The 23,042-nt window shown below is 71.4% G+C and carries 17 protein-coding genes, 1 rRNA gene and 1 pseudogene; 11 read left to right on the plus strand and 8 right to left on the minus strand.

Annotated features, from left to right (window positions below):
* Positions 1-91, plus strand: a 5S ribosomal RNA gene (rrf, locus tag ACIBL4_RS09640); the annotation flags it as partial.
* Between the two features lie 79 nt (positions 92-170).
* Here the strand turns inward: rrf and ACIBL4_RS09645 are convergent.
* Genes ACIBL4_RS09645 through ACIBL4_RS09665 form a run of 5 tightly spaced genes read right to left on the minus strand, consistent with a single transcriptional unit; the run spans position 171 to position 5,835 of the window.
* On the minus strand, positions 171-1,481 hold the full coding sequence (locus ACIBL4_RS09645; protein ID WP_399408157.1) for a DUF58 domain-containing protein: 1,311 nt from the start codon (positions 1,479-1,481) through the stop codon (positions 171-173).
* Entirely contained in the window at positions 1,481-2,470 is a 990-nt protein-coding gene (locus ACIBL4_RS09650; protein ID WP_399408159.1) for an AAA family ATPase, read from the minus strand. The genes ACIBL4_RS09645 and ACIBL4_RS09650 overlap by 1 nt, the downstream gene beginning before the upstream one ends.
* Positions 2,470-3,666, minus strand: coding sequence for a DUF4350 domain-containing protein (locus tag ACIBL4_RS09655; protein ID WP_399408161.1), 1,197 nt, complete (start codon positions 3,664-3,666; stop codon positions 2,470-2,472). Before ACIBL4_RS09655 ends, ACIBL4_RS09650 begins: the two co-directional genes overlap by 1 nt.
* On the minus strand, positions 3,663-4,433 hold the full coding sequence (locus ACIBL4_RS09660) for a DUF4129 domain-containing protein (RefSeq protein WP_399408163.1): 771 nt from the start codon (positions 4,431-4,433) through the stop codon (positions 3,663-3,665). The genes ACIBL4_RS09655 and ACIBL4_RS09660 overlap by 4 nt, the downstream gene beginning before the upstream one ends.
* 4 nt (positions 4,434-4,437) lie before the next feature.
* On the minus strand, positions 4,438-5,835 hold the full coding sequence (locus ACIBL4_RS09665) for a glycerophosphoryl diester phosphodiesterase membrane domain-containing protein (protein ID WP_399408165.1): 1,398 nt from the start codon (positions 5,833-5,835) through the stop codon (positions 4,438-4,440).
* Between the two features lie 140 nt (positions 5,836-5,975).
* Between ACIBL4_RS09665 and mtnA the strand changes: the two genes are divergently transcribed.
* From mtnA to ACIBL4_RS09700, 7 genes and pseudogenes are all read left to right on the plus strand, one after another.
* Positions 5,976-7,124 carry an S-methyl-5-thioribose-1-phosphate isomerase gene (gene mtnA, locus ACIBL4_RS09670; RefSeq protein WP_399408167.1) on the plus strand — a complete coding sequence of 383 codons (1,149 nt, stop codon included), beginning with the start codon at positions 5,976-5,978 and terminating at the stop codon, positions 7,122-7,124.
* A 200-nt stretch (positions 7,125-7,324) separates the two neighbouring features.
* The gene (gene mtrA / locus ACIBL4_RS09675) at positions 7,325-8,014 is read left to right on the plus strand and encodes a two-component system response regulator MtrA (RefSeq protein WP_003990656.1); all 690 of its coding nucleotides are present in this window, start codon (positions 7,325-7,327) and stop codon (positions 8,012-8,014) included.
* A gap of 1 nt (position 8,015) precedes the next feature.
* Positions 8,016-10,235: an MtrAB system histidine kinase MtrB gene (gene mtrB / locus ACIBL4_RS09680; protein ID WP_399408170.1), complete on the plus strand. Its 2,220-nt coding sequence runs from the start codon at positions 8,016-8,018 to the stop codon at positions 10,233-10,235.
* On the plus strand, positions 10,225-12,057 hold the full coding sequence (locus ACIBL4_RS09685) for an LpqB family beta-propeller domain-containing protein (RefSeq protein ID WP_399408172.1): 1,833 nt from the start codon (positions 10,225-10,227) through the stop codon (positions 12,055-12,057). The genes mtrB and ACIBL4_RS09685 overlap by 11 nt, the downstream gene beginning before the upstream one ends.
* Positions 12,058-12,185: 128 nt before the next feature.
* Positions 12,186-13,086, plus strand: a pseudogene (locus ACIBL4_RS09690) (ComF family protein).
* 311 nt (positions 13,087-13,397) lie between these two features.
* On the plus strand, positions 13,398-14,096 hold the full coding sequence (hpf, locus tag ACIBL4_RS09695; RefSeq protein ID WP_356926910.1) for a ribosome hibernation-promoting factor, HPF/YfiA family: 699 nt from the start codon (positions 13,398-13,400) through the stop codon (positions 14,094-14,096).
* A gap of 207 nt (positions 14,097-14,303) precedes the next feature.
* Positions 14,304-15,050: a response regulator gene (locus ACIBL4_RS09700; RefSeq protein ID WP_399408174.1), complete on the plus strand. Its 747-nt coding sequence runs from the start codon at positions 14,304-14,306 to the stop codon at positions 15,048-15,050.
* A 19-nt stretch (positions 15,051-15,069) separates the two neighbouring features.
* On the opposite strand, the gene ACIBL4_RS09705 is transcribed toward ACIBL4_RS09700, so the two are convergent.
* Positions 15,070-16,248, minus strand: coding sequence for a winged helix-turn-helix domain-containing protein (locus tag ACIBL4_RS09705; protein WP_399408176.1), 1,179 nt, complete (start codon positions 16,246-16,248; stop codon positions 15,070-15,072).
* 223 nt (positions 16,249-16,471) lie between these two features.
* Positions 16,472-17,041 (minus strand): GNAT family N-acetyltransferase, encoded by a 570-nt coding sequence (locus ACIBL4_RS09710; protein WP_399408178.1) that lies wholly within the window; start codon positions 17,039-17,041, stop codon positions 16,472-16,474.
* A 280-nt stretch (positions 17,042-17,321) separates the two neighbouring features.
* Between ACIBL4_RS09710 and secA the strand changes: the two genes are divergently transcribed.
* Positions 17,322-20,168, plus strand: coding sequence for a preprotein translocase subunit SecA (gene secA / locus ACIBL4_RS09715; RefSeq protein ID WP_399408180.1), 2,847 nt, complete (start codon positions 17,322-17,324; stop codon positions 20,166-20,168).
* Between the two features lie 73 nt (positions 20,169-20,241).
* Here the strand turns inward: secA and ACIBL4_RS09720 are convergent, their stop codons facing one another.
* Positions 20,242-21,108, minus strand: a complete 867-nt coding sequence (locus tag ACIBL4_RS09720; protein ID WP_399408182.1) for an Rv3235 family protein — start codon at positions 21,106-21,108, stop codon at positions 20,242-20,244.
* Positions 21,109-21,442: 334 nt separating this feature from the next.
* On the opposite strand from ACIBL4_RS09720, the gene ACIBL4_RS09725 reads away from it, so the two are divergent.
* Both ACIBL4_RS09725 and ACIBL4_RS09730 read left to right on the plus strand, forming a co-directional pair.
* Positions 21,443-21,958 carry a DUF6912 family protein gene (locus ACIBL4_RS09725; RefSeq protein ID WP_399408184.1) on the plus strand — a complete coding sequence of 172 codons (516 nt, stop codon included), beginning with the start codon at positions 21,443-21,445 and terminating at the stop codon, positions 21,956-21,958.
* 88 nt (positions 21,959-22,046) lie between these two features.
* Positions 22,047-22,712, plus strand: coding sequence for an HAD family hydrolase (locus tag ACIBL4_RS09730; protein WP_399408186.1), 666 nt, complete (start codon positions 22,047-22,049; stop codon positions 22,710-22,712).
* Positions 22,713-23,042 lie beyond the last annotated feature (330 nt).

Here is a 23,042-nt window from a genome sequence, read left to right on the forward strand (position 1 = left end):
GCCCGGTTACATTCCGAACCCGGAAGCTAAGCCTTACAGCGCCGATGGTACTGCAGGGGGGACCCTGTGGGAGAGTAGGACGCCGCCGAACAATTCTTGGGAAAGCCCCCGCATCTTCGGATGCGGGGGCTTTCTGCGTTTAGAGGCCCTGTTCCGTGGGGCCCTAAACGTCATAGGCGTCCAGCCGCCTTCAATGCCAAATACGCGTCCGCCAATGCCGGCGCCAAGTCGTCCGGTGTCGCGTCCACGACCGTCACGCCGTGGCGGCGGAGCTGTTCTGCCGTGCGGTGACGTTCGGATTGGGCCTGGGCGGCTGCGGCTGCCTCGTAGACGGTGTCGACGTTTCCGCGGGCCTTCGCCATTTCGCTGATGTGCGGGTCCGCTGCGGATGCCAGCAGGACCGTGTGGCGCTGGGTGAGCTGGGAGAGGACCGGGAGGAGGCCTTCTTCGATGGGGGCCGCGTCCAGGGTCGTGAGGAGCACGATCAGAGAGCGGCGGGGGCACGTGCGCAGGGCTGTGGCCGTGAGGCCTCGGGCGTTCGTTTCGACGAGCTCGGGTTCGAGCGTGGCCATCGCGTTGACCAGGGACGGAAGGACATCGCCTGCCGTGCGGCCCTGGACGAGGGCCCGGACCTTGCGGTCGTAGGCGAGGAGGTCGACGCGGTCGCCGGCGCGTGAGGCGAGGGCCGCGAGCAGGAGGGCCGCGTCCATGGAGGCGTCGAGGCGGGGTGCGTCGCCCACGCGGCCTGCCGAGGTGCGGCCGGTGTCGAGGACCAGGAGGATGTGGCGGTCGCGTTCCGGGCGCCAGGTGCGTACGGCGACCGCGGACTGGCGGGCTGTGGCGCGCCAGTCGATGGAGCGGGTGTCGTCGCCGGGGACGTACTCGCGCAGGCTGTCGAATTCGGTGCCCTCGCCGCGGGTGAGCAGGCTGGTGCGGCCGTCGAGTTCGCGGAGGCGGGCCAGTTTGGAGGGCAGGTGCTTGCGGCTGGTGAACGGCGGCAGGACGCGTACCGTCCAGGGGGCCTTGTGGGTGCCCTGGCGGGAGAAGAGGCCGAGGGGACCGTACGAGCGGATGGTGACGCGGTCGGCCTGGCGGTCGCCCCGGCGGGTAGGGCGCAGTCGAGTCGTCACGCGCCGGCGTTCGCCCGGAGGGACCGTGAGGCGGTGGCGGGAGGCCGTCGTTTCCGTGCCCGGCTGCCAGGTGCTCGGGGGCCAGGCGTCGCGGAGGCGGGCACGGAGGGGGCGGCGGGTCGGGTTGGTGATGGTCAGCGTCACGTCCGCGGTGTCGCCGAGGCGTACGGAGGTGTCGCCGGAGCGGGTGAGGCCCAGGCGTCGTACGGGGGCGGCGAGGGCGAAGTCGCAGGCGCAGGCCACGGCCAGGGGTGCGTTGACCGCCAGGATGCCCGTCAAGCTGGGTTCCCAGATGCCTACGGGGAGGGAGCCCAGGGCTGCCAGGAGGGCGGCGCGTCCGGTGAGTGCCATCAGCGGGGGACGGGGACGTGGGCGAGGATCGCGTTGATGACGGAGTCGGCCGTCACGCCTTCCATTTCGGCCTCCGGGCGGAGTTGTACGCGGTGGCGGAGGGTGGGGAGGGCGAGGGCCTTCACATCGTCGGGGATGACGTAGTCGCGGCCGGTCAGCCAGGCCCAGGCGCGGGCGGTGGCCAGGAGGGCCGTGGCGCCTCGGGGGGAGACGCCGAGCGTGAGGGACGGCGACTCGCGGGTGGCGCGGCAGATGTCGACGACGTAGGCGGTGATCTCCGGGGAGATCGTCGTCTTGGCGACGGCGGCGCGTGCTGCCTCCAGGTCGGCCGGGCCCGCCACGGGGCGTACGCCGGCGGCGTGCAGGTCGCGTGGGTTGAAGCCCTCGGCGTGGCGGGTGAGGACGTCGATCTCGTCCTGGCGGGAGGGGAGGGGGATGGTGAGTTTGAGGAGGAAGCGGTCCAGCTGGGCTTCGGGGAGGGGGTAGGTGCCCTCGTACTCCACCGGGTTCTGGGTCGCGGCGACCAGGAACGGGTCGGGGAGGGGGCGGGGGGTGCCGTCGACCGTGACCTGGCGTTCCTCCATGGCTTCCAGGAGGGACGACTGGGTCTTGGGCGGCGTGCGGTTGATCTCGTCGGCGAGGAGGAGGTTGGTGAAGACCGGGCCGGGCTGGAAGGAGAACTCGGCGCTGCGGGTGTCGTAGACCAGGGATCCGGTGACGTCGCTGGGCATCAGGTCGGGGGTGAACTGGACGCGTTTGGTGTCGAGTTCGAGGGCGGAGGCGAGGGCGCGGACCAGGAGGGTCTTGGCGACGCCGGGGACGCCTTCGAGGAGGACGTGGCCGCGGCAGAGCAGGGCGACGACGAGGCCGGTCACGGCGGGGTCCTGGCCGACCACGGCCTTGGCGATCTCGGCGCGCAGGGCCTCCAGGGCGGCTCGGGCGGCGCCCGGGTCCCCGGTCTGCCCGGCGTTGTCAGTGGTCGGGTCCATCATGGACGGCGTACCTCTCTTTCGAGGGCGTCGAGTTGGTCGGCGAGTGCGATGAGTGCTGCGTCGTCGCTGGGCGGTGGTCCGAAGAGGAGGGTGCGCAGGTCCTGTCCGTCACCGTGGAGGTGGGCGGACAGGGCGGGGAGCAGGGCCTCGGGCGTGTGCGCCTGGGTGACGGGGACGCCTGTGAGGGGGGCGAGGCGGGTGCGGGTCGTGGAGCGAAGAGCGTTGGCCGCGCGGTCGCGGGCGTCGGCCTTGCGGTAGAGGCGGGCTCGGCCTTCGGCGGTTTCGGAGGCGCGGATCGCGACGGGGAGTTTTTCGGGCACGAGGGGGCCGAGCCGGCGTGCCCGCCACAGGGCGGCCAGGGCTGCGGCGATGAAGAGTTGCAGGGTGCCCCAGAGCCAGCCCGAGGGGAGCAGGTCGAAGAAGCTGCGGTCGTCGTCGGTGCCGGTGGCCGACGTGTCGGAGAGCGAGGGGAGGTACCAGACCAAATGGAGGCGGGAGCCGAGGAGCTGGAGGGCGAGCGAGGCGTTGCCCTGCTTGTCGAGGCGGTCGTTGAGGAGGATGTCGGGCGCGCCGAGGACGACGGTGTCGCCGTCTCCGGTCGGGGCCGGGATGCGCAGCAGGGTGGCCAGGCGCTCGCTGGTGTAGCACTTGTCGGCGTCGAGGTGGGTGGTGGTGTAGCGGACGCCGCCCGTGTCGGCGGTGCCGGCGCGCCGGGCGGCGGGCAGGTCGCAGTCGGGGGAGAGCGTCGAGTCGAGGCTGGTGGCGGGGTCGGCGGTGACGCCGGGGGCGAGTCGTTCGACGGACGCGCTGCCGGGGGCGACCAGGACGGTGCGGCCGCGGGAGTCGGCGAACGCGTGGTGCAGGCGGGACTGCTGATTGCGGGTCAGCAGGTCGGGGACGGCGACCAGGAGGGTCGTGTCCGGGCCGGCTGCGGCGGATGCCTCGTCGAGGGTGGTGACCACGCGTGTGTCCACGCCCCGGTCGGCGAGGAGTTCGGCGACGGCGCGGCTGCCGTTGGGGTCGGCGGAGCGTGGGTCGAGTTCGCCGTGCCGGGCGTCGGAGCGGAGTACGGCGATGGCGATGGCCCCCACCAGGAGCAGTACGAGGGCGAGCGCGATGCCGCGCGCGCGGGTCCAGGCCTGGCGGGCGGTGGGCGAGGCCGAGGTGGACGGGAGGGTGGCCTCGGTGGTCATTCGGCGGCTCCCTGGCGGGTGTGGGGGGCCGTGCTGTGGGCGCTGCTCGTGGCGAGTTGGGGCTTGGTGCGTTCCAGGTCGCGGTCGAGTTCTGCGATGCGGTGGTACGCCTGCTCGGTCGCCGACCGGCCGCCGTATGTCACGTCGTCGAAGTCGCGGGCGGCGGCGCGCAGTCGGTCGGTGTGGGCGGGCAGGGCCCGGCCGGCTTCGGCGGCGGCTTCGTCGGCGGTGCGGCCGGGGCGGTCGTCCAGGAGGGCGCGTTCCTCCAGGGCGCGGACGAGGGCGCGCATGCGTTCCTGGACGGCCTGGTTCCAGTGGCCCTGGGCGGCGTGTGCCTCGGCGGCTGCGCGATGGTCGGCGGCGCTGCGGGGGCGGTCGTCGAACAGGGTGGCGGACGAGGTGGGATGGCGGCGCGGGGTGCCCAGGCGCCACCACAGGGCGGCCAGGACCGCGACGACGGCCAGGATGACGACGACCAGGCCGAGTGTGCCGCCGGGCGTGGCGGTCGAGGCGGCGTTGAACAGTTTGTTGAGCCATTCCCAGAAGGCGTCGAGGGCGCGCTGGAGCAGGCTGGGGTCGTCCTCGTGGTACATCCGCTTCGACAGCTCGCGCCGGGCCGCCTCGCGCGCGGGGTCGCGCGGGATGGTGACGGGCGGTTCGTCGGCGGAGCGTGCCGACGACAGCACGGACGTGCCGTCGGCGCGCAGCAGTGTGCGTATGGCGGCGCCTGGCAGCGCCGATGTGAGAACGTCCCCCGCCCAGCTCACGGCATCAGCTCCCCGGGACGGCGCCGGGTGCGGTGGAGCCGTAGCCCTGGACACCGGCGGCGCGGGCCAGTTCGAGGTCGAGGGCCTCGCGACGGATGCGCTGGTCGATGTACAGGAGCACGGTGACGCCGGCCGTGATCGGGAACGTGATCATGGAGCCGATCACCGCGCCGATGCCGCTGACGATGAGGAAGGTCCAGCCGAGGCCGGAGCCGCCGCTGTTGAGCCAGCCGGTGACGCCGTCACCGCTGAGGGCCGCGGCGAGGAAGGTGAACGGGATGACGATGATCGAGGCGACGACGTTCGCGATGATCGTGGCGAGCAGCTGGATGCCGAAGATCCGCCACCAGGCTCCCCGGACCAGCTTCGTGGAGCGGCTGATGGCCTTCTTGATGCCCTGCTTCTCCAGCATCAGGGCGGGCGATGCCAGGGAGAAGCGGATCATCAGCCAGAGGGCGACGATGCCGGCGCCGATGACGCCCAGGATGGTCAGGGCGACGCCCGCCCCGGTGCTGCCGGCAGCGGCGATGAGAATGCCGGGCAGGGTGCCGACGGTGACGATGCCCGCGGTGATCAGCAGCAGCAGGCAGATAAGGCCGAAGAGTTTGACGACCTGGGGGCGGGCGTCCCGCCAGGCCTCGCCGATGGTCACCGACTTGCCGAGCACGGCGCGGCTGGTGACGGTGGTGAGCAGTGCGGTCGCGATGACCGTGCCGACCAGGGAGATGACGAAGACGACGGTGGAGTTGAGCATGGCGTCGCCCATGGCGCGGCTCAGTTCGCCGAGGGTGGCGCTGGGGTCGTTGAGGGCGTCGGTGCTTGAGTCGTCCAGGACGAGGCCCTGGAACAGCACGACGATGATCTCGGTGATGACCGCGACGGTCAGGGAGATGCCGAGGACCGTGCGCCAGTAGGTGCGCATGGTGGAGACGGCGCCGTCGAGGATCTCGCCCACGCCGAGGGGGCGGAGCGGGATCACGCCGGGCTTGGCAGCGGGCGGGGGGCCGCCCCAGGCGTTGCCCCAGCCGCCAGGGCCGCCAGGGCCTGGGTATCCGCCGGGGGCTCCTGGACCGCCGGGACCGTAGCCGCCGGGGGGCTGGGTGCCCCAGCCGGGGCCGGGCGGCGGGGGCGGGGGCGCCTGGCCGGGGACGGCCGGGCCTCCGGAGCCGCTGGGGGCGGACCACTGGGCGGGTGGCGGCTGGTCCTTGGACCACTGCGGGCCGGGGCCCTGAGGGGCCTGGGCCGGCTGGCCCGGGTGGTCCGCGGGCTGTGCGGGGCCGGGGCGGTCGGTGGACTCGGCAGGGCCCGGGCGGTCGGCGGGCTCGGGAGGGCCGGACGCGTCCGGCTTCTGCCCGTCGGACGGGGCGGATCCGGGCGAGGCCCAGCCCGGAGTGTCGTTCATCGTCGCTCCTTCACGGTGCCCGTCCGCGGTCGCGGCGGCAGGTTGGCAGCCATCGTGCCATGGGGTGGTCTTGGAGTGACCGGCAGCGGTATGGGCTGCGTACCTTCAATTGTCCGTGCCTCAGGGGGCAGACTGACGGCATGGCTGATCAGTACGCGTACAGCGGCGACGACAAGCGGCCGACCGAGACCCCGGCGATCCGTTGGGACGAGCCACCGGAAGGACCCGTCCTGGTCCTTCTCGACCAGACGAGGCTGCCGGCCGAGGAGGTCGAACTGGTCTGTACGGACGCGCCCGCGCTGGTGGAGGCGATCCGCTCGCTCGCCGTGCGCGGGGCGCCCCTGCTGGGCATCGCGGGGGCGTACGGCGTCGCGCTCGCGGCCGTGCGGGGCTTCGACGTGGACGAGGCCGCCGCCGCGCTGGCGAGTGCCCGGCCGACCGCGGTGAACCTGGCTGTGGGTGTGCGCCGGGCGCAGGCGGCCCACGAGGCCGCGCTCGCCAAGGGCGGTGACATCAGGCAGGCGGCCGCGGCGGCGCTGGCGGCGGCGCGGCAGCTGCACCGGGAGGACGCCGAGGCCAGTGCGCGGATGGCCGAGCACGGGCTGGCCCTGCTGGACGAGCTGCTGCCCGGCGGCGGGCACCGGGTCCTGACGCACTGCAACACCGGTTCGCTGGTGTCGGGCGGCGAGGGCACAGCGTTCGCGGTGGCGCTGGCGGCGCACCGGGCGGGCCGGCTCCGGCGTCTGTGGGTGGATGAGACGCGTCCGTTGTTGCAGGGCGCCCGGCTGACGGCGTACGAGGCGGCGCGCAGCGGGATGGCGTACACGCTGCTCACCGACAACGCGGCCGGGTCGCTGTTCGCCGCCGGGGAGGTGGACGCGGTGCTGATCGGGGCGGACCGCATCACGGCGGACGGTTCGGTGGCGAACAAGGTCGGGAGCTATCCCCTGGCGGTGCTGGCGCGGTATCACCATGTGCCGTTCATCGTGGTGGCGCCGGTGACGACGGTGGATCTGGACACCCCGGACGGGGCGTCCATCGAGGTCGAGCAGCGGGCCGGTCATGAGGTGACCGAGTTCGTGGCGCCGCAGGTACCGGTGATGGGGGTGGAGGCGGGCGGTGGCATTCCGGTGGCGCCGCTGGGGACGCAGGCGTACAACCCGGCGTTCGACGTGACGCCCCCCGAGCTGGTGACGGCGATCGTCACGGAGGAGGGTGCTGTTTCGCCGGTCACGGCCGAGGCGCTCGCCGAGGTGTGTGCCCGGTCGCGCCGGGTGGCGGCGGGCTGATCCGGGTGGCTGCCGGGGCGCGTGCGCAGGGGGCGCGGGTTCCGGCAACCTCGTCGCTTCGCGGGGCGAGGGCCTGCCGCTGTGCGTCTTCGAGATCACCAAGGGGGGCGGGCGAGGGCAGACAGTAGCGCTTGCTGCGACTATGGTCACTGGCCGGTGACCTACCTCACCACTGCCTTCGCCGCTGTTATGAGAATGGGATGATGTCGTTTATGAAGGGACGAGTCCTTGTCGTCGACGACGACACCGCACTTGCCGAGATGCTCGGCATCGTGCTGCGTGGTGAGGGTTTTGAGCCGTCTTTCGTGGCCGACGGTGACAAGGCGCTTGCCGCCTTCCGCGAGTCCAAGCCCGATCTGGTGCTGCTCGATCTGATGCTGCCCGGCCGGGACGGCATCGAGGTGTGCCGCCTGATCAGGGCGGAGTCCGGTGTGCCGATCGTGATGCTCACGGCGAAGAGCGACACGGTCGATGTCGTCGTGGGCCTGGAGTCGGGTGCCGACGACTACATCGTGAAGCCGTTCAAGCCGAAGGAGCTGGTGGCCCGGATCCGGGCGCGGCTCAGGAGGTCGGAGGAGCCCGCTCCGGAGCAGCTCGCCATCGGTGACCTGGTCATCGACGTGGCCGGGCACTCCGTGAAGCGGGACGGGCAGTCGATCGCGCTGACGCCGCTGGAGTTCGACCTGCTGGTCGCGCTCGCGCGCAAGCCGTGGCAGGTGTTCACGCGTGAGGTGCTGCTGGAGCAGGTGTGGGGCTACCGGCACGCGGCGGACACGCGTCTGGTCAACGTGCATGTGCAGCGGCTGCGCTCCAAGGTCGAGAAGGACCCGGAGAAGCCGGAGATCGTGGTGACCGTCCGTGGTGTCGGGTACAAGGCAGGACCGAGCTGACATGACCGGCGACAGTGCCGCTTCGGCGCCCGGCCGGTCCGGGGCCCGCCCGGGGCGGTCTGTCGGGCGGAAGAAGGCGGGCTCCCGCTGGGGACGGTTCCTGGAGAGCGGGCTGCTGCTCCAGGGCGGGGTCCAGGGCAGTCCGGTCATCCGGCTGTTCATGCGGTGGGTGCGCCGGCCGCTGCTGCCGGTCATGCGGCTGTGGCGGCGCAACATCCAGCTCAAGGTCGTCGTCACGACGTTGCTGATGTCGTTGGGCGTGGTCCTGCTGCTGGGCTTCGTCGTCATCGGGCAGGTGCGCAACGGCCTGCTGGACGCCAAGGTGAAGGCGTCCCAGAGCCAGGCCACGGGCGGGTTCGCGGTGGCCAAGCAGCGGGCCGACGAGGCGGCGAGCGGCACCGGTGACGACGTCGCCACGGCGGACGGGCGTCCCGCGCAGAACGTCTCCGAGTGGATGAGCGACCTCGTCTCCTCGCTGTCCAGTGGCGGCCAGGGCGCCTTCGACGTGGTGACGCTCCCGGCTTCCGACGAGGACGGCGCGGGCGGCCGTGGGCAGCGTGCCTCCGGCGAGGTGGACTGGAGCAGGAGCGTGCCCCCCGAGCTGCGCGAGCGGATCGGCAGCAGCACGACGGCCGCGCAGAGCTACACCCGCATCACCTACAACAACGCGACCAAGAAATCCCAGCCGGGCCTGGTCGTCGGCAAGCAGGTCAACGACCCCAACGGGGACCCGTACCAGCTCTACTACCTCTTCCCGCTCACCCAGGAGGAGAAGTCGCTGAGCCTGGTCAAGGGGACCCTCGCGACGGCCGGGCTGTTCGTCGTCGTCCTGCTGGGGGCCATCGCCTGGCTGGTGGTGCGGCAGGTCGTCACGCCGGTGCGGATGGCGGCGGGGATCGCCGAGCGGCTGTCCGCCGGGCGGCTTCAGGAACGTATGAAGGTCACCGGCGAGGACGACATCGCACGGCTCGGCGAGGCCTTCAACAAGATGGCCCAGAACCTCCAGCTGAAGATCAGCCAGCTGGAGGACCTGTCGCGGATGCAGCGCCGGTTCGTGTCGGACGTGTCGCACGAGCTGCGCACGCCGCTGACGACCGTACGGATGGCCGCGGACGTCATCCACGAGGCGCGTGAGGACTTCGACCCGGTGACCGCGCGGTCCGCGGAGCTGCTCGCCGACCAGCTGGACCGGTTCGAGTCGCTGCTCGCGGATCTGCTGGAGATCAGCCGGTTCGACGCGGGTGCCGCGGCGCTGGAGGCGGAGCCGATAGACCTCAGGGAGGTCGTACGGCGGGTGGTCAGCGGGGCCGAGCCGCTCGCGGAGCGCAAGGGCACGCGGATCCGGATCCTGGGCGACCAGCAGCCCGTCGTCGCCGAGGCCGACGCCCGGCGCGTGGAGCGCGTGCTGCGCAACCTGGTCGTGAACGCCGTCGAGCACGGTGAGGGCAGGGACGTGGTCGTCAAGCTCGCCGCGGCCGGCGGTGCGGTCGCAGTCGCGGTGCGGGACTACGGGGTCGGGCTCAAGCCGGGCGAGGCGACCCGGGTGTTCAGCCGCTTCTGGCGGGCCGACCCGGCACGCGCGCGTACGACGGGTGGCACGGGTCTGGGGCTGTCCATCGCCTTGGAGGACGCGCGGCTGCACGGCGGCTGGCTTCAGGCGTGGGGCGAGCCGGGCGGCGGCTCGCAGTTCCGGCTGACGCTGCCCAGGACCGCGGACGAGCCGCTCAGGGGCTCGCCGATACCGCTGGAGCCCAAGGATTCACGGCGGAACCGGGGGCTCGACGACGCCGGGCTGCCGTGCGGCGGCGGGGACGGCGAGAAGCGGGCGACCGTGCCTGCGCAGTCGGCGAGCGGGCCGGTGTCGTCGGGGCAGGCGCGGGATCCGATACCGCCGCGGGCGGCCTCAGCGGCCCCCACGGCCGATCCGACGGCGCTGCCCGGCAACGGCGCGCGCGTGGTGCCCCGGCCCGCCTCGGGCACCGCGAGTGCGGCCGGCAAGGGTGTGGTGAGTGGTTCGGCGAGTGCGGCCGGCGGTGGTCCGGCGAGTGCGGCCGGCGACGGCAAGACGAGTGGGTCTGCCGGGTCTGCTGCCGGGGCCTCTCGGGGCCGGGACGTGAGCGGGCCGCGGGACGCGGACAGGGACGACGGATCCGCGGGCTCGGGCAGGGAAGCCGGGACGGAGAGCGCGGACAGGCATGGGGAGGCATCTCGTGGGCGCTGACCGTGGGGGGCGCGGTCGGCGTACGCCCGCGCGTGTGATGGCGTACGCCGCCGGTGGCGTCCTGCTGATGGCGGGGTGTGCCTCGATGCCGGACAGCGGGGATCTGCGGGATGTGGAGTCCACGCCGCGCCAGGACACCCAGGTACGGGTGTTCGCCGTGCCGCCCGGGGAGGACGCGCCGCCCTCGGAGATCGTGCAGGGCTTCCTCGAGGCGCTCACCAGCGACGATCCGCACTACAAGACCGCGCGGCAGTACCTGACCGGCGAGGCCGCCAAGACGTGGCAGCCGGAGATCTCCACCACCGTGCTGGCGGAGGGGCCGGGTGCCAAGCCCGAGGCGGGGGGCGGCGGGGAGGACACCGGCGAGATCTCGTACACGCTCACAGGCACCAAGGTGGCCAGCGTGGACGCGCAGCAGGCGTACGCGCCGGCCACCGGGGCGTACGGCCGCACCGTGCACCTGACGCAGGACGAAAAGAGCCGGCAGTGGCGGATCGACGCACTGCCGCAGGGCGTCGTCATGGGTGAGTCGGACTTCCAGCGCAACTACATGTCCGTCAACAAGTACTACTTCGCCTCGAACACCACGGTGGCCGGGGCGGACACCCAGCCCACCGCGGTCGCCGACCCCGTGTACGTCCGCCGGCGGGTGGAGCCCATGACACAGGTGGTGCGCTCCGTCCTGAGCGGGCCCACGCGGTGGCTCGGGCCCGTCGTCAGGTCGAGCTTCCCCACCGGCACGGCGCTGGCGAAGAAGACCGGTGCGCTGGCGCCCGACGACCGGAACAAGCTGACCGTCCCGCTCAATGACAAGGCCGCGGGCATCGGCACCAACCGGTGCCAGGAGATGGCGGCGCAGCTGCTTTTCGCCCTGCAGAGCCTCAGCCCCGCGGTGGAGGAGATCGAGCTGCGGGCCGACGGGGAGGAGCTGTGCTCGCTCACGCAGGGCGCGGCCGATTCCGCCGCCTTCCGGAGCTCGGCGCGCCGCCCCGATTATCTGTACTTCGTCGACGGCAAGGACCGGCTGGTACGGATCCCGGCGGGCAGCAGCGACCCCGAGTCGGACCCCGCTCCGGGGGCGCTGGGCGAGGGCGACACGGCACTGCGGTCGGTGGCCGTCTCACGCGACGAGCACACCGCGGCCGGCGTCAGCCTCGACGGCAAGTCGCTGTACGTGGGATCGCTGGTCTCGGGCGGTTCACTGGGCGAGCCGGTACTGCGCAGCCATGGCCGGTCCGAGGCCGACCGGCTGACGACCCCCAGCTGGGACGCGCACGACGGCCTGTGGGTGGCCGACCGCGACCCGGACAATCCCCGGCTGCTCCTGCTGGAGGAGGGCAAGGGTGATCCGCTGGAGGTGCGCATGCCGCACGTGGACGGGCGGGTCCAGGCCGTGCGGGTGGCCGCCGACGGGGTGCGGATCGCGCTCGTCGTGGAGAAGGGCGGCAAGAAGACCCTGCTCATCGGGCTGATCGAGCGGGAGGGGAAGCCGGGCGAGCGGCCTGCCGTCAGGGTGGCCGAACTGCGCTCGGCGACACCGGAGTTGGAGGAGGTCACCGCCATGTCGTGGGCCGGGGACAGCCGGCTCGTGGTGGTCGGGCGTGAACACGGCGGCGTGGAGCAGATGCGGTACGTCCAGGTCGACGGCTCGACGCCGGACGTACCGGCGCCCGCGGCCCTGACCGGCGTGAAGGAGGTCACCGCCGCGGAGGACGAGCGGCTGCCGCTGGTGGCGTACTCGGTGGACGGCATCGTCCGGCTCCCGTCGGGCGCGCAGTGGGAGAAGGTGACGGAGGGGACGGCGCCGGTTTATCCGGGGTGAGGTGTGGCGCCCCCGCGCCCTCCCGGGAGGCGGCCTCACGGATGAGCGGTTCGTCGGGCGGGGAGTTGTCCACAGGCCGTTGTCCACAGGGGTGGCAGGGCGGGCCCCGGGGCGGCACAGTGGTGGCCATGCGGGGGTGGTGGCAGGACCTACCTCACCGACCTGGTGCTGCCGGCCGAGTGCGGGGGCTGCGGGAGGCCTCGTACGGTGCTGTGTCCGGAGTGCCGTGCGGTGCTGAACGGAGTCGCGGCACGCCGGGTGCGGCCGGAGCCGGAGCCACCCGGGCTGCCCCTGGTGCATGCGGCGGCACGGTACGCGGACGAGGTGCGGGCGACACTGCTGGCCCACAAGGAACGGGGCGCCCTGGCGCTTGCCGGTCCTCTCGGGGCGGCTTTGGCGGGGGCCGTGCGGGCGGGGCTGCAGACGGCGTGGGGCGGCTCCTGGACCGGGGCCGAAGGGGCGTGGCCCCGGGCTGTCGGTGCTCCTGTGCTGCTCGTGCCCGTTCCGTCGGGGCGGCGGGCCGTGCGGGCCCGTGGGCATGATCCCGCGCGGCGGATCGCGCTGGCGGCGGCGGGGGAGTTGCGTCGGAGCGGGGTGCCGGCCCGGGTGCTCGGCGTGCTGCGGCAGCGGCGGGCCGTGGCCGATCAGGCGGAGCTCAACTCCCGGCAGCGGCTGGACAATCTCGCGGGCGCGCTGGCGGTGGTGCCCGGGGGTACCCGACTGCTCTCCGGCGGGCCGGTCGTCCTCGTCGACGACGTGATGACCACGGGGGCGTCCTTGGCGGAGGCCGCGCGTGCCGTGCGGGCGGCGGGGCCGGTTTCGAACGCTGCCGGGGCTGTGGCCGTGTACGGGGGAGAGACGTGGGAAAGCAGAGAGGAACAGAACGTCGGAACAACGCGAGAGAGGACGGGCCGGCGGCCCGGCCGGCAGGGAATGACGTGCGGGGGCGGCGCCGACGGAGCCGTTGACGTGGTGTGCGCGGCAGTGGTCGCGGCATCACCGGACTCTTTTGAAATAAACCGGAACTGACTGAGATCTTGCGTCGTTGCAGGTAGCGAGAGGCCTTATTCACCTGAACGGAGGTACGCCGCAGTAGAGGGTGACGACATCCGTCCAGGCGAGATATGTTCGGTTGAGAGGGAAAGCCGCAGGCCACACCTCTCGAATCCGAATGCCGCGTCGCGGGTTTTTCTTCATCACTCGCGACGGTGGAGTGGAGATCTCGCCCGCGGGGGAGGAGGTGGAAGTCACCGAGTCCGAGGTCCCGGGGCACGCCGGGACCTGGTGCAAAAGGGAGACGCTCCGCAGCGAAGCGGAGCGATCCGGGAACGGAGTTCTGCGTGGACATCGTCGTCAAGGGCCGCAAGACCGAGGTGCCCGAGCGGTTCCGGAAGCACGTGGCCGAGAAGCTGAAGCTGGAGAAGATCCAGAAGCTCGATGGCAAGGTGATCAGCCTCGACGTCGAGGTGTCCAAGGAGCCGAACCCCAGGCAGGCCGACCGCTGTGACCGAGTGGAGATCACCCTTCGCTCCCGCGGTCCGGTGATCCGGGCGGAGGCAGCGGCGAGCGATCCGTACGCGGCGCTCGACCTGGCGGCGGAAAAGCTGGAAGCCCGGCTGCGCAGGCAGCACGACAAGCGGTTCTCGCGCCGTGGCGCGCGCCGGATTTCGGCCGCGGAGGTCGCCGATCACGTCCCGGGCGTGGCGACGCTCAACGGAAACGGCCTGGTGCCGACTCCGCAGGAGGAGCCTGAAGAGGCCGTCCCCACGAAGAAGATCGGCTCGCTGGAAGTGCAGGGTGACGGCCCCATCGTCGTCCGCGAGAAGACCCACGTCGCAGCGCCCATGACCCTCGACCAGGCTCTCTACGAGATGGAACTGGTCGGGCACGACTTCTATCTGTTCGTCGACTCCGAGACCAAGGAACCGAGCGTCGTCTACCGACGGCACGCCTACGACTACGGCGTGATCCACCTCCGGACGGACACGATGGTCACCCAGGCGCACGCCCCCGAGGCAGGCGGTGCGCTCGGCGGCTGACCATTCCGGGTACAGCGGAGCAGAGGTGCCCCTGGAGCGCGTGTGCGCCCCCAGGGGCACCCCCGTGCGACCTCTTGGCGCCCCGCTCCGTCACCCCGGTGTCGTCCGGGCATGAAATCATGGTTGGCCACGGCCCAACCGGTGGGTCGTTGCTCTGGGTTGGCGATGGCTCAGGACCACAGGCCGCAGCCTTCAGGGGGAGGAACGATGGCGGACAGCTTCGGACCGATGCGTGACGAGGATGCCGACGACGGCGTCGGCGGCATGGGCCCGGACACGGACTCTCCACGCAAGGAACCGATCAGAGTCCTTGTGGTCGACGACCACGCCCTGTTCCGCCGTGGCCTGGAGATCGTGCTGGCGGCCGAGGAGGACATCCAGGTCATCGGGGAGGCGGGTGACGGCGCCGAGGCCGTCGAGAAGGCCGCCGACCTGCTGCCCGACATCGTGCTGATGGATGTGCGGATGCCCAAGCGCGGCGGGATCGAGGCCTGCACCTCCATCAAGGAGGTCGCCCCCAGCGCCAAGATCATCATGCTGACGATCAGCGACGAGGAAGCCGATCTCTACGAGGCCATCAAGGCGGGCGCGACCGGTTATCTCCTCAAGGAGATCTCGACGGACGAGGTGGCCACCGCCATTCGCGCGGTGGCCGACGGGCAGTCGCAGATCAGCCCGTCCATGGCGTCGAAGCTGCTCACCGAGTTCAAGTCGATGATCCAGCGCACGGACGAGCGCCGGCTGGTGCCCGCGCCGCGGCTGACGGACCGCGAACTGGAAGTCCTCAAACTCGTCGCGACGGGGATGAACAACCGCGATATCGCCAAGGAGTTGTTCATCTCCGAGAACACCGTGAAGAACCACGTGCGCAACATCTTGGAGAAGCTGCAGCTGCACTCCAGGATGGAAGCGGTGGTGTACGCGATGCGGGAGAAGATCCTCGAGATCCGGTGATCTCTTGACCCGGTAGGGCTCAGGCGAGGATGCGGGCGAGTTCCTTGACGAGGGGCTCGCGCAGGTCCGGTGCGTCGACCAGCTCCACGCGTACGTCCGTGCAGTCCACCCAGGTCGCCGCCTCGGCCAGGGCCTGGGCCACGGCCGGGACCGCCTTCGCGCCGTCGAGCGTGACCTGCTTGGCCACCAGCGTGCGGCCCTCGCGGGCCGGGTCCACGCGCCCGACGAGCCGGCCGCCGGCCAGGACCGGCATCGCGAAGTAGCCGTACACCCGCTTCTGTTTGGGGACGTAGGCCTCCAGGCGGTGGGTGAAGCCGAAGATCCGCTCCGTGCGCGCCCGCTCCCAGATCAGGGAGTCGAAGGGCGAGAGCAGCGTGGTGCGGTGGCGGCCACGCGGGGGTGTCTCCAGGGCAGCGGGGTCGGCCCAGGCCGGCTTGCCCCAGCCCTCGACCGTGACCGGGACGAGGCCTGAGTCGGCGATCACCGCGTCGACCTGCTCGCCCTTGAGGCGGTGGTAGTCGGCGATGTCCGCGCGGGTGCCGACGCCGAGGGCCTGGCCCGCCAGGCGGACCAGGCGGCGCAGGCACTCGGTGTCGTCCAACTCGTCGTGCAGCAGGTCCTCCGGGATCGCGCGCTCGGCGAGGTCGTACACGCGCTTCCAGCCGCGGCGCTCGACGCAGACCACCTCGCCGTACATCAGGGCGCGTTCGACGGCGACCTTGGAGCCGGACCAGTCCCACCAGTCGTTCGTCTTCTTCGCGCCGCCCAACTCCGTGGCCGTGAGGGGGCCTTCGTCGCGGAGCTGCTTGATGACCTCGTCGTAGGCGCCGTCCGGGAGCTCGTGGTTCCAGTGCGGGCGGTTGCGGTAGGCGCGGCGGCGGAAGGCGAAGTGCGGCCACTCCTCGATGGGGAGGATGCAGGCCGCGTGGGACCAGTACTCGAAGGCGTGGGTGTCCGTCCAGTAGGCGTTCTCCACTGTCTTTCGGCCTACCGCGCCCAGGCGGGCGTACGGGACGAGTTCGTGGGAGCGGGCCAGGACCGAGATGGTGTCGAGCTGTATCGCACCCAGGTGGCGGAGGATGCCGCGGACGCCGGCGCGGCGGGGTGGGGCGCCGAGGAAGCCCTGGGCGCGGAGGGTCAGTCTGCGGGCCTCGTCTGCGGAGAGCTCTGTTGTGGGGCGCGGGCGCGGGGTGGTCATGGTTTTGCACGATAGGGGGTGGGACTGACAGTGGGACTGGCAGTGGGGCGTGAGCTGCAGGGTTGGGGGTGGGGTGCTGTGTGTCGGGGCGGGGGTGGGGTGGGTGCGCGCAGCCCGGCGGTGCGGGGTGCCGCTGCGCCCACCCGTGCCGCCCTGGGGGCACCTCCCAGGCCCTTAAGGCACTGGGGGAGGCACGATTGCCCGCAGCTCAGTAGCTGATCAGCTAAGCGTGTGCCGGCAAGTACGGGGCCGTTGACGGGAGGCCCAGGTCCGAGGGGAGCAAGGAGCCGACCCACGTGTCGCGGCGTACGCCCTTGTTGCTGGTCGCGGCGCGCAACATGCCTTCGATCGTGAAGCCGGCGCGTTCCGCCACCGCGCGCGAGGCGTGGTTGCCCACCTCGGCGCGCCATTCGACGCGGTCGATCGCCGCGTGGACGAAGGCCCAGCGGCAGGCGGTGAGGGCCGCCTCCGTGATGTAGCCGTTGGAGCGGTGCTCCTTGGCGGCCCAGAAGCCGATCTCGGCCACGCCCAGGGCGCGCAGGGTGATGCCGACCATGCCGGTGAGTTCTCCGGAGTGGAGGAAGACGCCGAAGGTGTACATGGACCCGTCCGCCCAGCCGTCGGGCACCAACTGCTCCGTGAAGCCCTCGGCGTGTTCGCGGAGGTACGGCGAGGGGATCGTGGTCCAGCGCTGGATGTCGGGGTCCTGGCAGGCCGCGTACACCGCGTCGGTGTCCTGGGGGCCGACCGTGCGCAGCAGGAGGCGGTCCGTGGTGAGGGTGACGGGGTCCATCGGCCGATTGTGGTGCGAGGCCCGCGAAGAGCGCTATCTGTTTGCCGTGAGTGAGGGAGTGATCACGCTTCGCTCAATTCCGGTGGGGGGTGCGGCACCATCCGAGGGGCCCGGACGTTGTCCCCTTTGAAGCAGAGTGAAAGAGAAATGAAGCAGCGGACGGTCGCCGTCTCGGCAGGCCCTCCCGGCGCGGCGGGGTCCTCGCATACGATGGCCGTTGCTCAGTAAGTCAAGTGGTAACCGACCGTCCCAGGCCCGACCGGCAAGGAGACCAACCCCCGTGTCCGTCCTCTCGAAGATCATGCGTGCAGGCGAAGGCAAGATCCTGCGCAAGCTGCACCGCATCGCGGACCAGGTCAACTCCATCGAAGAGGACTTCGTCGACCTCTCCGACGCCGAGCTGCGGGCCCTCACCGATGAGTACAAGCAGCGCTACGCGGACGGCGAGACGCTGGACGACCTGCTGCCCGAGGCGTTCGCCACCGTCCGCGAGGCCGCCAAGCGCGTCCTGGGCCAGCGGCACTACGACGTGCAGATGATGGGCGGCGCCGCCCTGCACATGGGCTACGTGGCCGAGATGAAGACCGGTGAGGGCAAGACCCTCGTGGGTACGCTGCCGGCGTATCTGAACGCGCTGTCCAGCGAGGGTGTCCACATCATCACGGTGAACGACTACCTGGCCGAGCGCGACTCCGAGATGATGGGCCGCGTCCACCGCTTCCTGGGCCTGAGCGTCGGCTGCATCCTCGCCAACATGACGCCGGCTCAGCGCCGCGAGCAGTACGCCTGCGACATCACGTACGGCACGAACAACGAGTTCGGCTTCGACTACCTGCGCGACAACATGGCGTGGTCCAAGGACGAGCTGGTCCAGCGCGGCCACAACTTCGCCATCGTCGACGAGGTCGACTCCATCCTCATCGACGAGGCCCGTACGCCGCTGATCATCTCCGGCCCGGCCGACCAGGCCACCAAGTGGTACGGCGACTTCGCCAAGCTGGTCAAGCGCCTCAAGCGCGGCGAGGCGGGCCAGCCGCTCAAGGGCATCGAGGAGACCGGCGACTACGACGTCGACGAGAAGAAGCGCACGGTCGCGATCCACGAGTCCGGTGTCGCCAAGGTCGAGGACTGGCTGGGCATCGACAACCTGTACGAGTCGGTGAACACCCCGCTCGTGGGCTACCTGAACAACGCCATCAAGGCCAAGGAGCTCTTCAAGAAGGACAAGGACTACGTCATCATCGACGACGAGGTCATGATCGTCGACGAGCACACCGGACGTATCCTCGCGGGCCGCCGTTACAACGAGGGCATGCACCAGGCGATCGAGGCGAAGGAAGGGGTGCCGATCAAGGACGAGAACCAGACGCTCGCCACGATCACGCTCCAGAACTTCTTCCGCCTCTACAAGCGCCACGACCACAAGGGCAAGGAGCAGCCCGGCCTCTGCGGCATGACCGGTACCGCGATGACCGAGGCCGCCGAGTTCCACCAGATCTACAAGCTCGGCGTGGTGCCGATCCCGACCAACCGGCCGATGGTCCGCAAGGACCAGTCGGACCTGATCTACCGGACCGAGGTCGCCAAGTTCGAGGCGGTCGTCGACGACATCGAGGAGAAGCACCGCAAGGGCCAGCCGATCCTCGTCGGCACCACCTCGGTCGAGAAGTCCGAGTACCTCTCGCAGCAGCTCAGCAAGCGCGGCATCCAGCACGAGGTGCTGAACGCCAAGCAGCACGACCGTGAGGCGCAGATCGTCGCCCAGGCCGGCCGCAAGGGCTCCGTCACGGTGGCCACGAACATGGCCGGCCGTGGTACGGATATCAAGCTCGGCGGCAACCCGGAGGACCTTGCCGAGGCGGAGCTGCGCCAGCGCGGCCTCGACCCCGAGGAGCACATCGAGGAGTGGGCGCAGGCCCTGCCCGAGGCGCTCAAGCGCGCGGAGAAGGCCGTGCAGGCCGAGAAGGAAGAAGTCGAGAAGCTCGGCGGCCTTTACGTGCTGGGCACCGAGCGGCACGAGTCGCGGCGGATCGACAACCAGCTGCGCGGTCGTTCCGGCCGTCAGGGCGACCCGGGCGAGTCCCGCTTCTACCTCTCCCTGGGTGACGACCTGATGCGGCTGTTCAAGGCCCAGATGGTCGAGCGCGTGATGTCGATGGCGAACGTCCCGGACGACGTGCCGATCGAGAACAAGATGGTCACGCGTGCGATCGCCTCCGCCCAGTCGCAGGTCGAGCAGCAGAACTTCGAGACCCGTAAGAACGTCCTGAAGTACGACGAGGTCCTCAACCGCCAGCGTGAGGTCATCTACGGCGAGCGGCGCCGCGTCCTGGAGGGCGAGGACCTGCACGAGCAGATCCAGCACTTCATGGACGACACGATCGACGCCTACGTCCAGGCCGAGACCGCCGAGGGCTTCCCCGAGGACTGGGACCTCGACCGGCTGTGGGGCGCCTTCAAGCAGCTCTACCCGTGCAACGTCACGATCGAGGAGCTGGAGGAGGCGGCCGGCGACCGGGCCGGGCTGACCGCCGAGTTCATCGGCGACTCCATCAAGGACGACATCCGCGAGCAGTACGAGGCGCGCGAGGCGCAGCTCGGCTCCGAGATCATGCGTGAGCTGGAGCGCCGGGTCGTGCTGTCGGTCCTCGACCGTAAGTGGCGCGAGCACCTCTACGAGATGGACTACCTCCAGGAGGGCATCGGCCTGCGCGCGATGGCGCAGAAGGACCCGCTGGTCGAGTACCAGCGCGAGGGCTTCGACATGTTCACCGCCATGATGGAGGGCATCAAGGAGGAGTCCGTCGGCTACCTGTTCAACCTGGAGGTCCAGGTCGAGCAGCAGGTCGAGGAGGTCCCGGTCGAGGACACCAAGCCCGTGGCCGACCTGGAGAAGCACGACACGGTGCCGGCGCAGGCCGGTGCCCGTCCGGAGATCCGCGCCAAGGGGCTCGACGCCCCGCAGCGGCGCAACCTCCACTTCTCCGCCCCGACGGTCGACGGCGAGGGCGGCACCATCGAGGGTGACTTCGCCACCGACGAGGAGCCGGTGCGTTCCGAGGCCGACGGCCTCACGCGCGCGGAGCGCCGCAAGCAGGCGCGGAGCCGGGGTCGTCGTAAGAAGTGACGGTCGCTGAGGCGCCGTAGCGGCAGGAAGGGCCGGACACCCGAGGGTGTCCGGCCCTTCGGCATGTCGGGGGTCAGTCGGCCTCTGCGCGGGGCGGGCGGGGGCCGCCGAGTTCCACCGCCGTGCAGCGCCAGCGGAGGTCCTGGCCGAGTTCCAGGCGGAAGGCCATGGCGCGCAGTTGGTCTCCGGCACCGATGCGGGCGAAGGCCTCGATGGCGCCGGGGCGGGGTTCGAAGTAGCCGATGTCGCGGACGACGGGGCGGGCGCCGCGAGTGCGCAGGGGGCCGCGTTCGGCGAGCCAGGCCAGTTCGTCGTAGGCGCGGCCCCGGGTGTGGCGGAGCATCGAGTGGACGGGGCGGTGGCCGCTGAGGACCGCGAGCAGGAGGTCGGCGAAGACGTCGGTGGGGAGCAGGTGCGGGACCGGCGCCGGGCGGTGGGGGTGCTGGGCCGGGACGCGGGGTGCGGCGGTGTCCCGGGCGGCCGGAACGGGTGTGGTGTTCTCGGAGACGTGGGTGGGTGGTGTGGTCTGCCGGGAGCTCGGAACTGGCGTGGTGTTCCGAGAGGCGGCCGGGGCCGGTGGTGTGGTCTGCCGGGAGGCCGGGGTGGTCGCCCGTGTCGCTCTGCGGGGTGCTGTGGGGGCGGCGGAGGGTGTCGGCGGGCGGGTGTCCGTGGGGCGGGTGCGGGGGCTCGTGGCGCGGGCGGAGCCCGGTGGGCGGCCGTCGGCTGCCGGGGTTCGGGTGGGGCCTCCTCCGGGGGTGCGGGGCGGCGTGGTGCCGCCGGGGGCGCGGGGAGCGGGGCTCCCGGGAGTGCGCGGGGTGGTGCTGCCGGATGTGCGGGTGCCGGTGCCGGTGCCGGTGCTGGCGCCGGGGCGGCGTGGGTCCCGGCGGGCCGGCGGGCGTGTGGCCGGGCGCTGCTGTGCCCTGGTCATGACCTTGTACATGGGGGTCCCCGTTTCGTGGGCCCGGTTGATACCGGGGAGTAACTTCGGGTTGGTGATCTTGTACGGGCCCGACGGGGGCAAAGGCAAGGAAGCGGACGTCGGGTGGCGAGCGCCGGAATGTTCACCTATCCGGGTGGTGTGGAGGGTGCGGAACCAGTCAGGGCGGGGGTGCGCCGGGTGAATGCCGGGCCTGGGGTTGCCGCGTCCGGCGTCACAGGGCGGAACTCGAAAGGGGACGCGCCGCACGTATCCTGAAGGCCCTCCGGAGCCCTCCGGTCGTGAAAACGACCACGAAACGACCACGAAAAAGCGACCACGAAAGAAGCGTCCAGCCATGCGTGTCTACGTGCCCCTGACCCTCCCCGGTCTCGCCGAGGCGTACAAGACGGGTGAGCTGGGATCCGGGCCGTTCGTCGCGTACGCCGTGACGCCCGGGCTGCGCGAGTGGTACCTCTCCGACGACATCGAGGAACTGGAGTACGCGGCGCTGAGCCGGGCCGCGCTGGCCTCGCTGCGGCGGCTGGCGGCCGAGCCGGAGGCGCCGCGGCGGCGGGTCGTGGTGGCCGTGGACGTTCCCGACCGGGCCGCGAGCGCGGACCCCGACCGGGGGCTCGACCCCGCGGCGCTGGGGGAGGTGCGGGTCGCCGGCCCAGTCGCGCTGGCCAAGGCGGCGTCCGTGCATGTCGACGCCGCGGACGCGGAGGCGGATGTGACGGCGGCGGCCGAGGCACTGCCGGCGGCGGACGGTGGAGACGACGACGCGCAGTTCGTCGTGGACGGGGCGGAGGACCACGAGCTGCTGTGGTTCGCCACGCAGGAGATTCCGAACCTGGTGGGGCGCGGGGACTGAGCGCCGGGGCGGGTGCTCTCGGCGTTTCAGGGGGCGCGCTGGGTCGCCGTTCTCTTGATTGTCAGTGGGGGCGGGTACGTTTTGGGGCATGGGGATGCAGACGGGCGCGCACATTGTCTGGGACTGGAACGGGACGCTGTTCCATGACATCGACGCGATCATCGGGGCGACGAACGCGGCGTTCGCCGAGCTGGGGCTGGAGCCGCTGACGCTGGAGAAGTACCGGGAGCTGTACTGCGTGCCGGTGCCGAAGTTCTATGAGCGGCTGATGGGGCGGCTGCCGACCGAGGCCGAGTGGGAGGTCATGGACGACATCTTCCATCGGTACTACGCGGAGCACCGGGTGCGCTGCGGGCTGACCGTGGGGGCGGTGGAGCTGCTGTCCGGGTGGCGGTTGGCGGGGCGGAGTCAGTCGATCCTCAGCATGTACGTGCATGAGGAGCTGGTTCCGTTGGTGCGGGGATTCGGGATCGAGCCGCACTTCATACGGGTGGACGGGCGGACCGGGCCGTCGGGGGGCAGCAAGGCCGAGCACATGGTGCGGCATCTCGCGTCGCTCACCAGCGTGGCTCCTGAGCGCACTGTGGTGATCGGGGACGCGGCGGACGATGCGGTTGCCGCGTTGCATGTGGGGGCCCGGGCTGTGCTGTACACCGGCGGGTCGCACAGTCGGGCGAGTCTGGAGGCGGTGGGGGTGCCTGTGGTGGACACGCTGGAGGAGGCGGTCGCTGAGGCGGAGCGGCTGGCGGCGTAACCAGGGGTCGGCGGTTGTCCTGATGCCGGGTCGGTCCGCAGCCCGGCGTGGCGGGGTGCCGCTGCGCCCACCCGTGCCGCCCCTAGCGGCACGACTGCCCGCAGCTGTGGCCGTCGGAAGGTGGCCGCACTGTGCAGAACGTCAAACTTCCAGGCCTGGTTTTGTACACATACGGCTCATGACGGGCCCCCTGTAAGGAGCGATAGCCTTGGTGGCGTGATCAGCGCGATAGTTCGCGGGGACGTCGTCGTCCCTGCCCTGCGCCCGGAGAGCACGGACCACATCCGTGACCGGGCGGCGGTCGCTGGTCTTCGCGGGCGGGACGGGGCT

Source organism: Streptomyces sp. NPDC050416, assembly GCF_044458845.1.
Taxonomy (GTDB): Bacteria; Actinomycetota; Actinomycetes; order Streptomycetales; family Streptomycetaceae; genus Streptomyces.

What these genes read in the sequence shown, in the direction of transcription:
- ACIBL4_RS09645 (WP_399408157.1), bottom strand. Translation starts at nt 1,481, where the DNA reads ATGGCACTCACCGGACGCGCCGCCCTCCTGGCAGCCCTGGGCTCCCTC.
- ACIBL4_RS09650 (WP_399408159.1), bottom strand. Translation starts at nt 2,470, where the DNA reads ATGGACCCGACCACTGACAACGCCGGGCAGACCGGGGACCCGGGCGCC.
- ACIBL4_RS09655 (WP_399408161.1), bottom strand. Translation starts at nt 3,666, where the DNA reads ATGACCACCGAGGCCACCCTCCCGTCCACCTCGGCCTCGCCCACCGCC.
- ACIBL4_RS09665 (WP_399408165.1), bottom strand. Translation starts at nt 5,835, where the DNA reads ATGAACGACACTCCGGGCTGGGCCTCGCCCGGATCCGCCCCGTCCGAC.
- mtnA (WP_399408167.1), top strand. Translation starts at nt 5,976, where the DNA reads ATGGCTGATCAGTACGCGTACAGCGGCGACGACAAGCGGCCGACCGAG.
- mtrA (WP_003990656.1), top strand. Translation starts at nt 7,325, where the DNA reads ATGATGTCGTTTATGAAGGGACGAGTCCTTGTCGTCGACGACGACACC.
- mtrB (WP_399408170.1), top strand. Translation starts at nt 8,016, where the DNA reads ATGACCGGCGACAGTGCCGCTTCGGCGCCCGGCCGGTCCGGGGCCCGC.
- ACIBL4_RS09700 (WP_399408174.1), top strand. Translation starts at nt 14,304, where the DNA reads ATGGCGGACAGCTTCGGACCGATGCGTGACGAGGATGCCGACGACGGC.
- ACIBL4_RS09705 (WP_399408176.1), bottom strand. Translation starts at nt 16,248, where the DNA reads ATGACCACCCCGCGCCCGCGCCCCACAACAGAGCTCTCCGCAGACGAG.
- ACIBL4_RS09710 (WP_399408178.1), bottom strand. Translation starts at nt 17,041, where the DNA reads ATGGACCCCGTCACCCTCACCACGGACCGCCTCCTGCTGCGCACGGTC.
- ACIBL4_RS09720 (WP_399408182.1), bottom strand. Translation starts at nt 21,108, where the DNA reads ATGTACAAGGTCATGACCAGGGCACAGCAGCGCCCGGCCACACGCCCG.
- ACIBL4_RS09725 (WP_399408184.1), top strand. Translation starts at nt 21,443, where the DNA reads ATGCGTGTCTACGTGCCCCTGACCCTCCCCGGTCTCGCCGAGGCGTAC.
- ACIBL4_RS09730 (WP_399408186.1), top strand. Translation starts at nt 22,047, where the DNA reads ATGGGGATGCAGACGGGCGCGCACATTGTCTGGGACTGGAACGGGACG.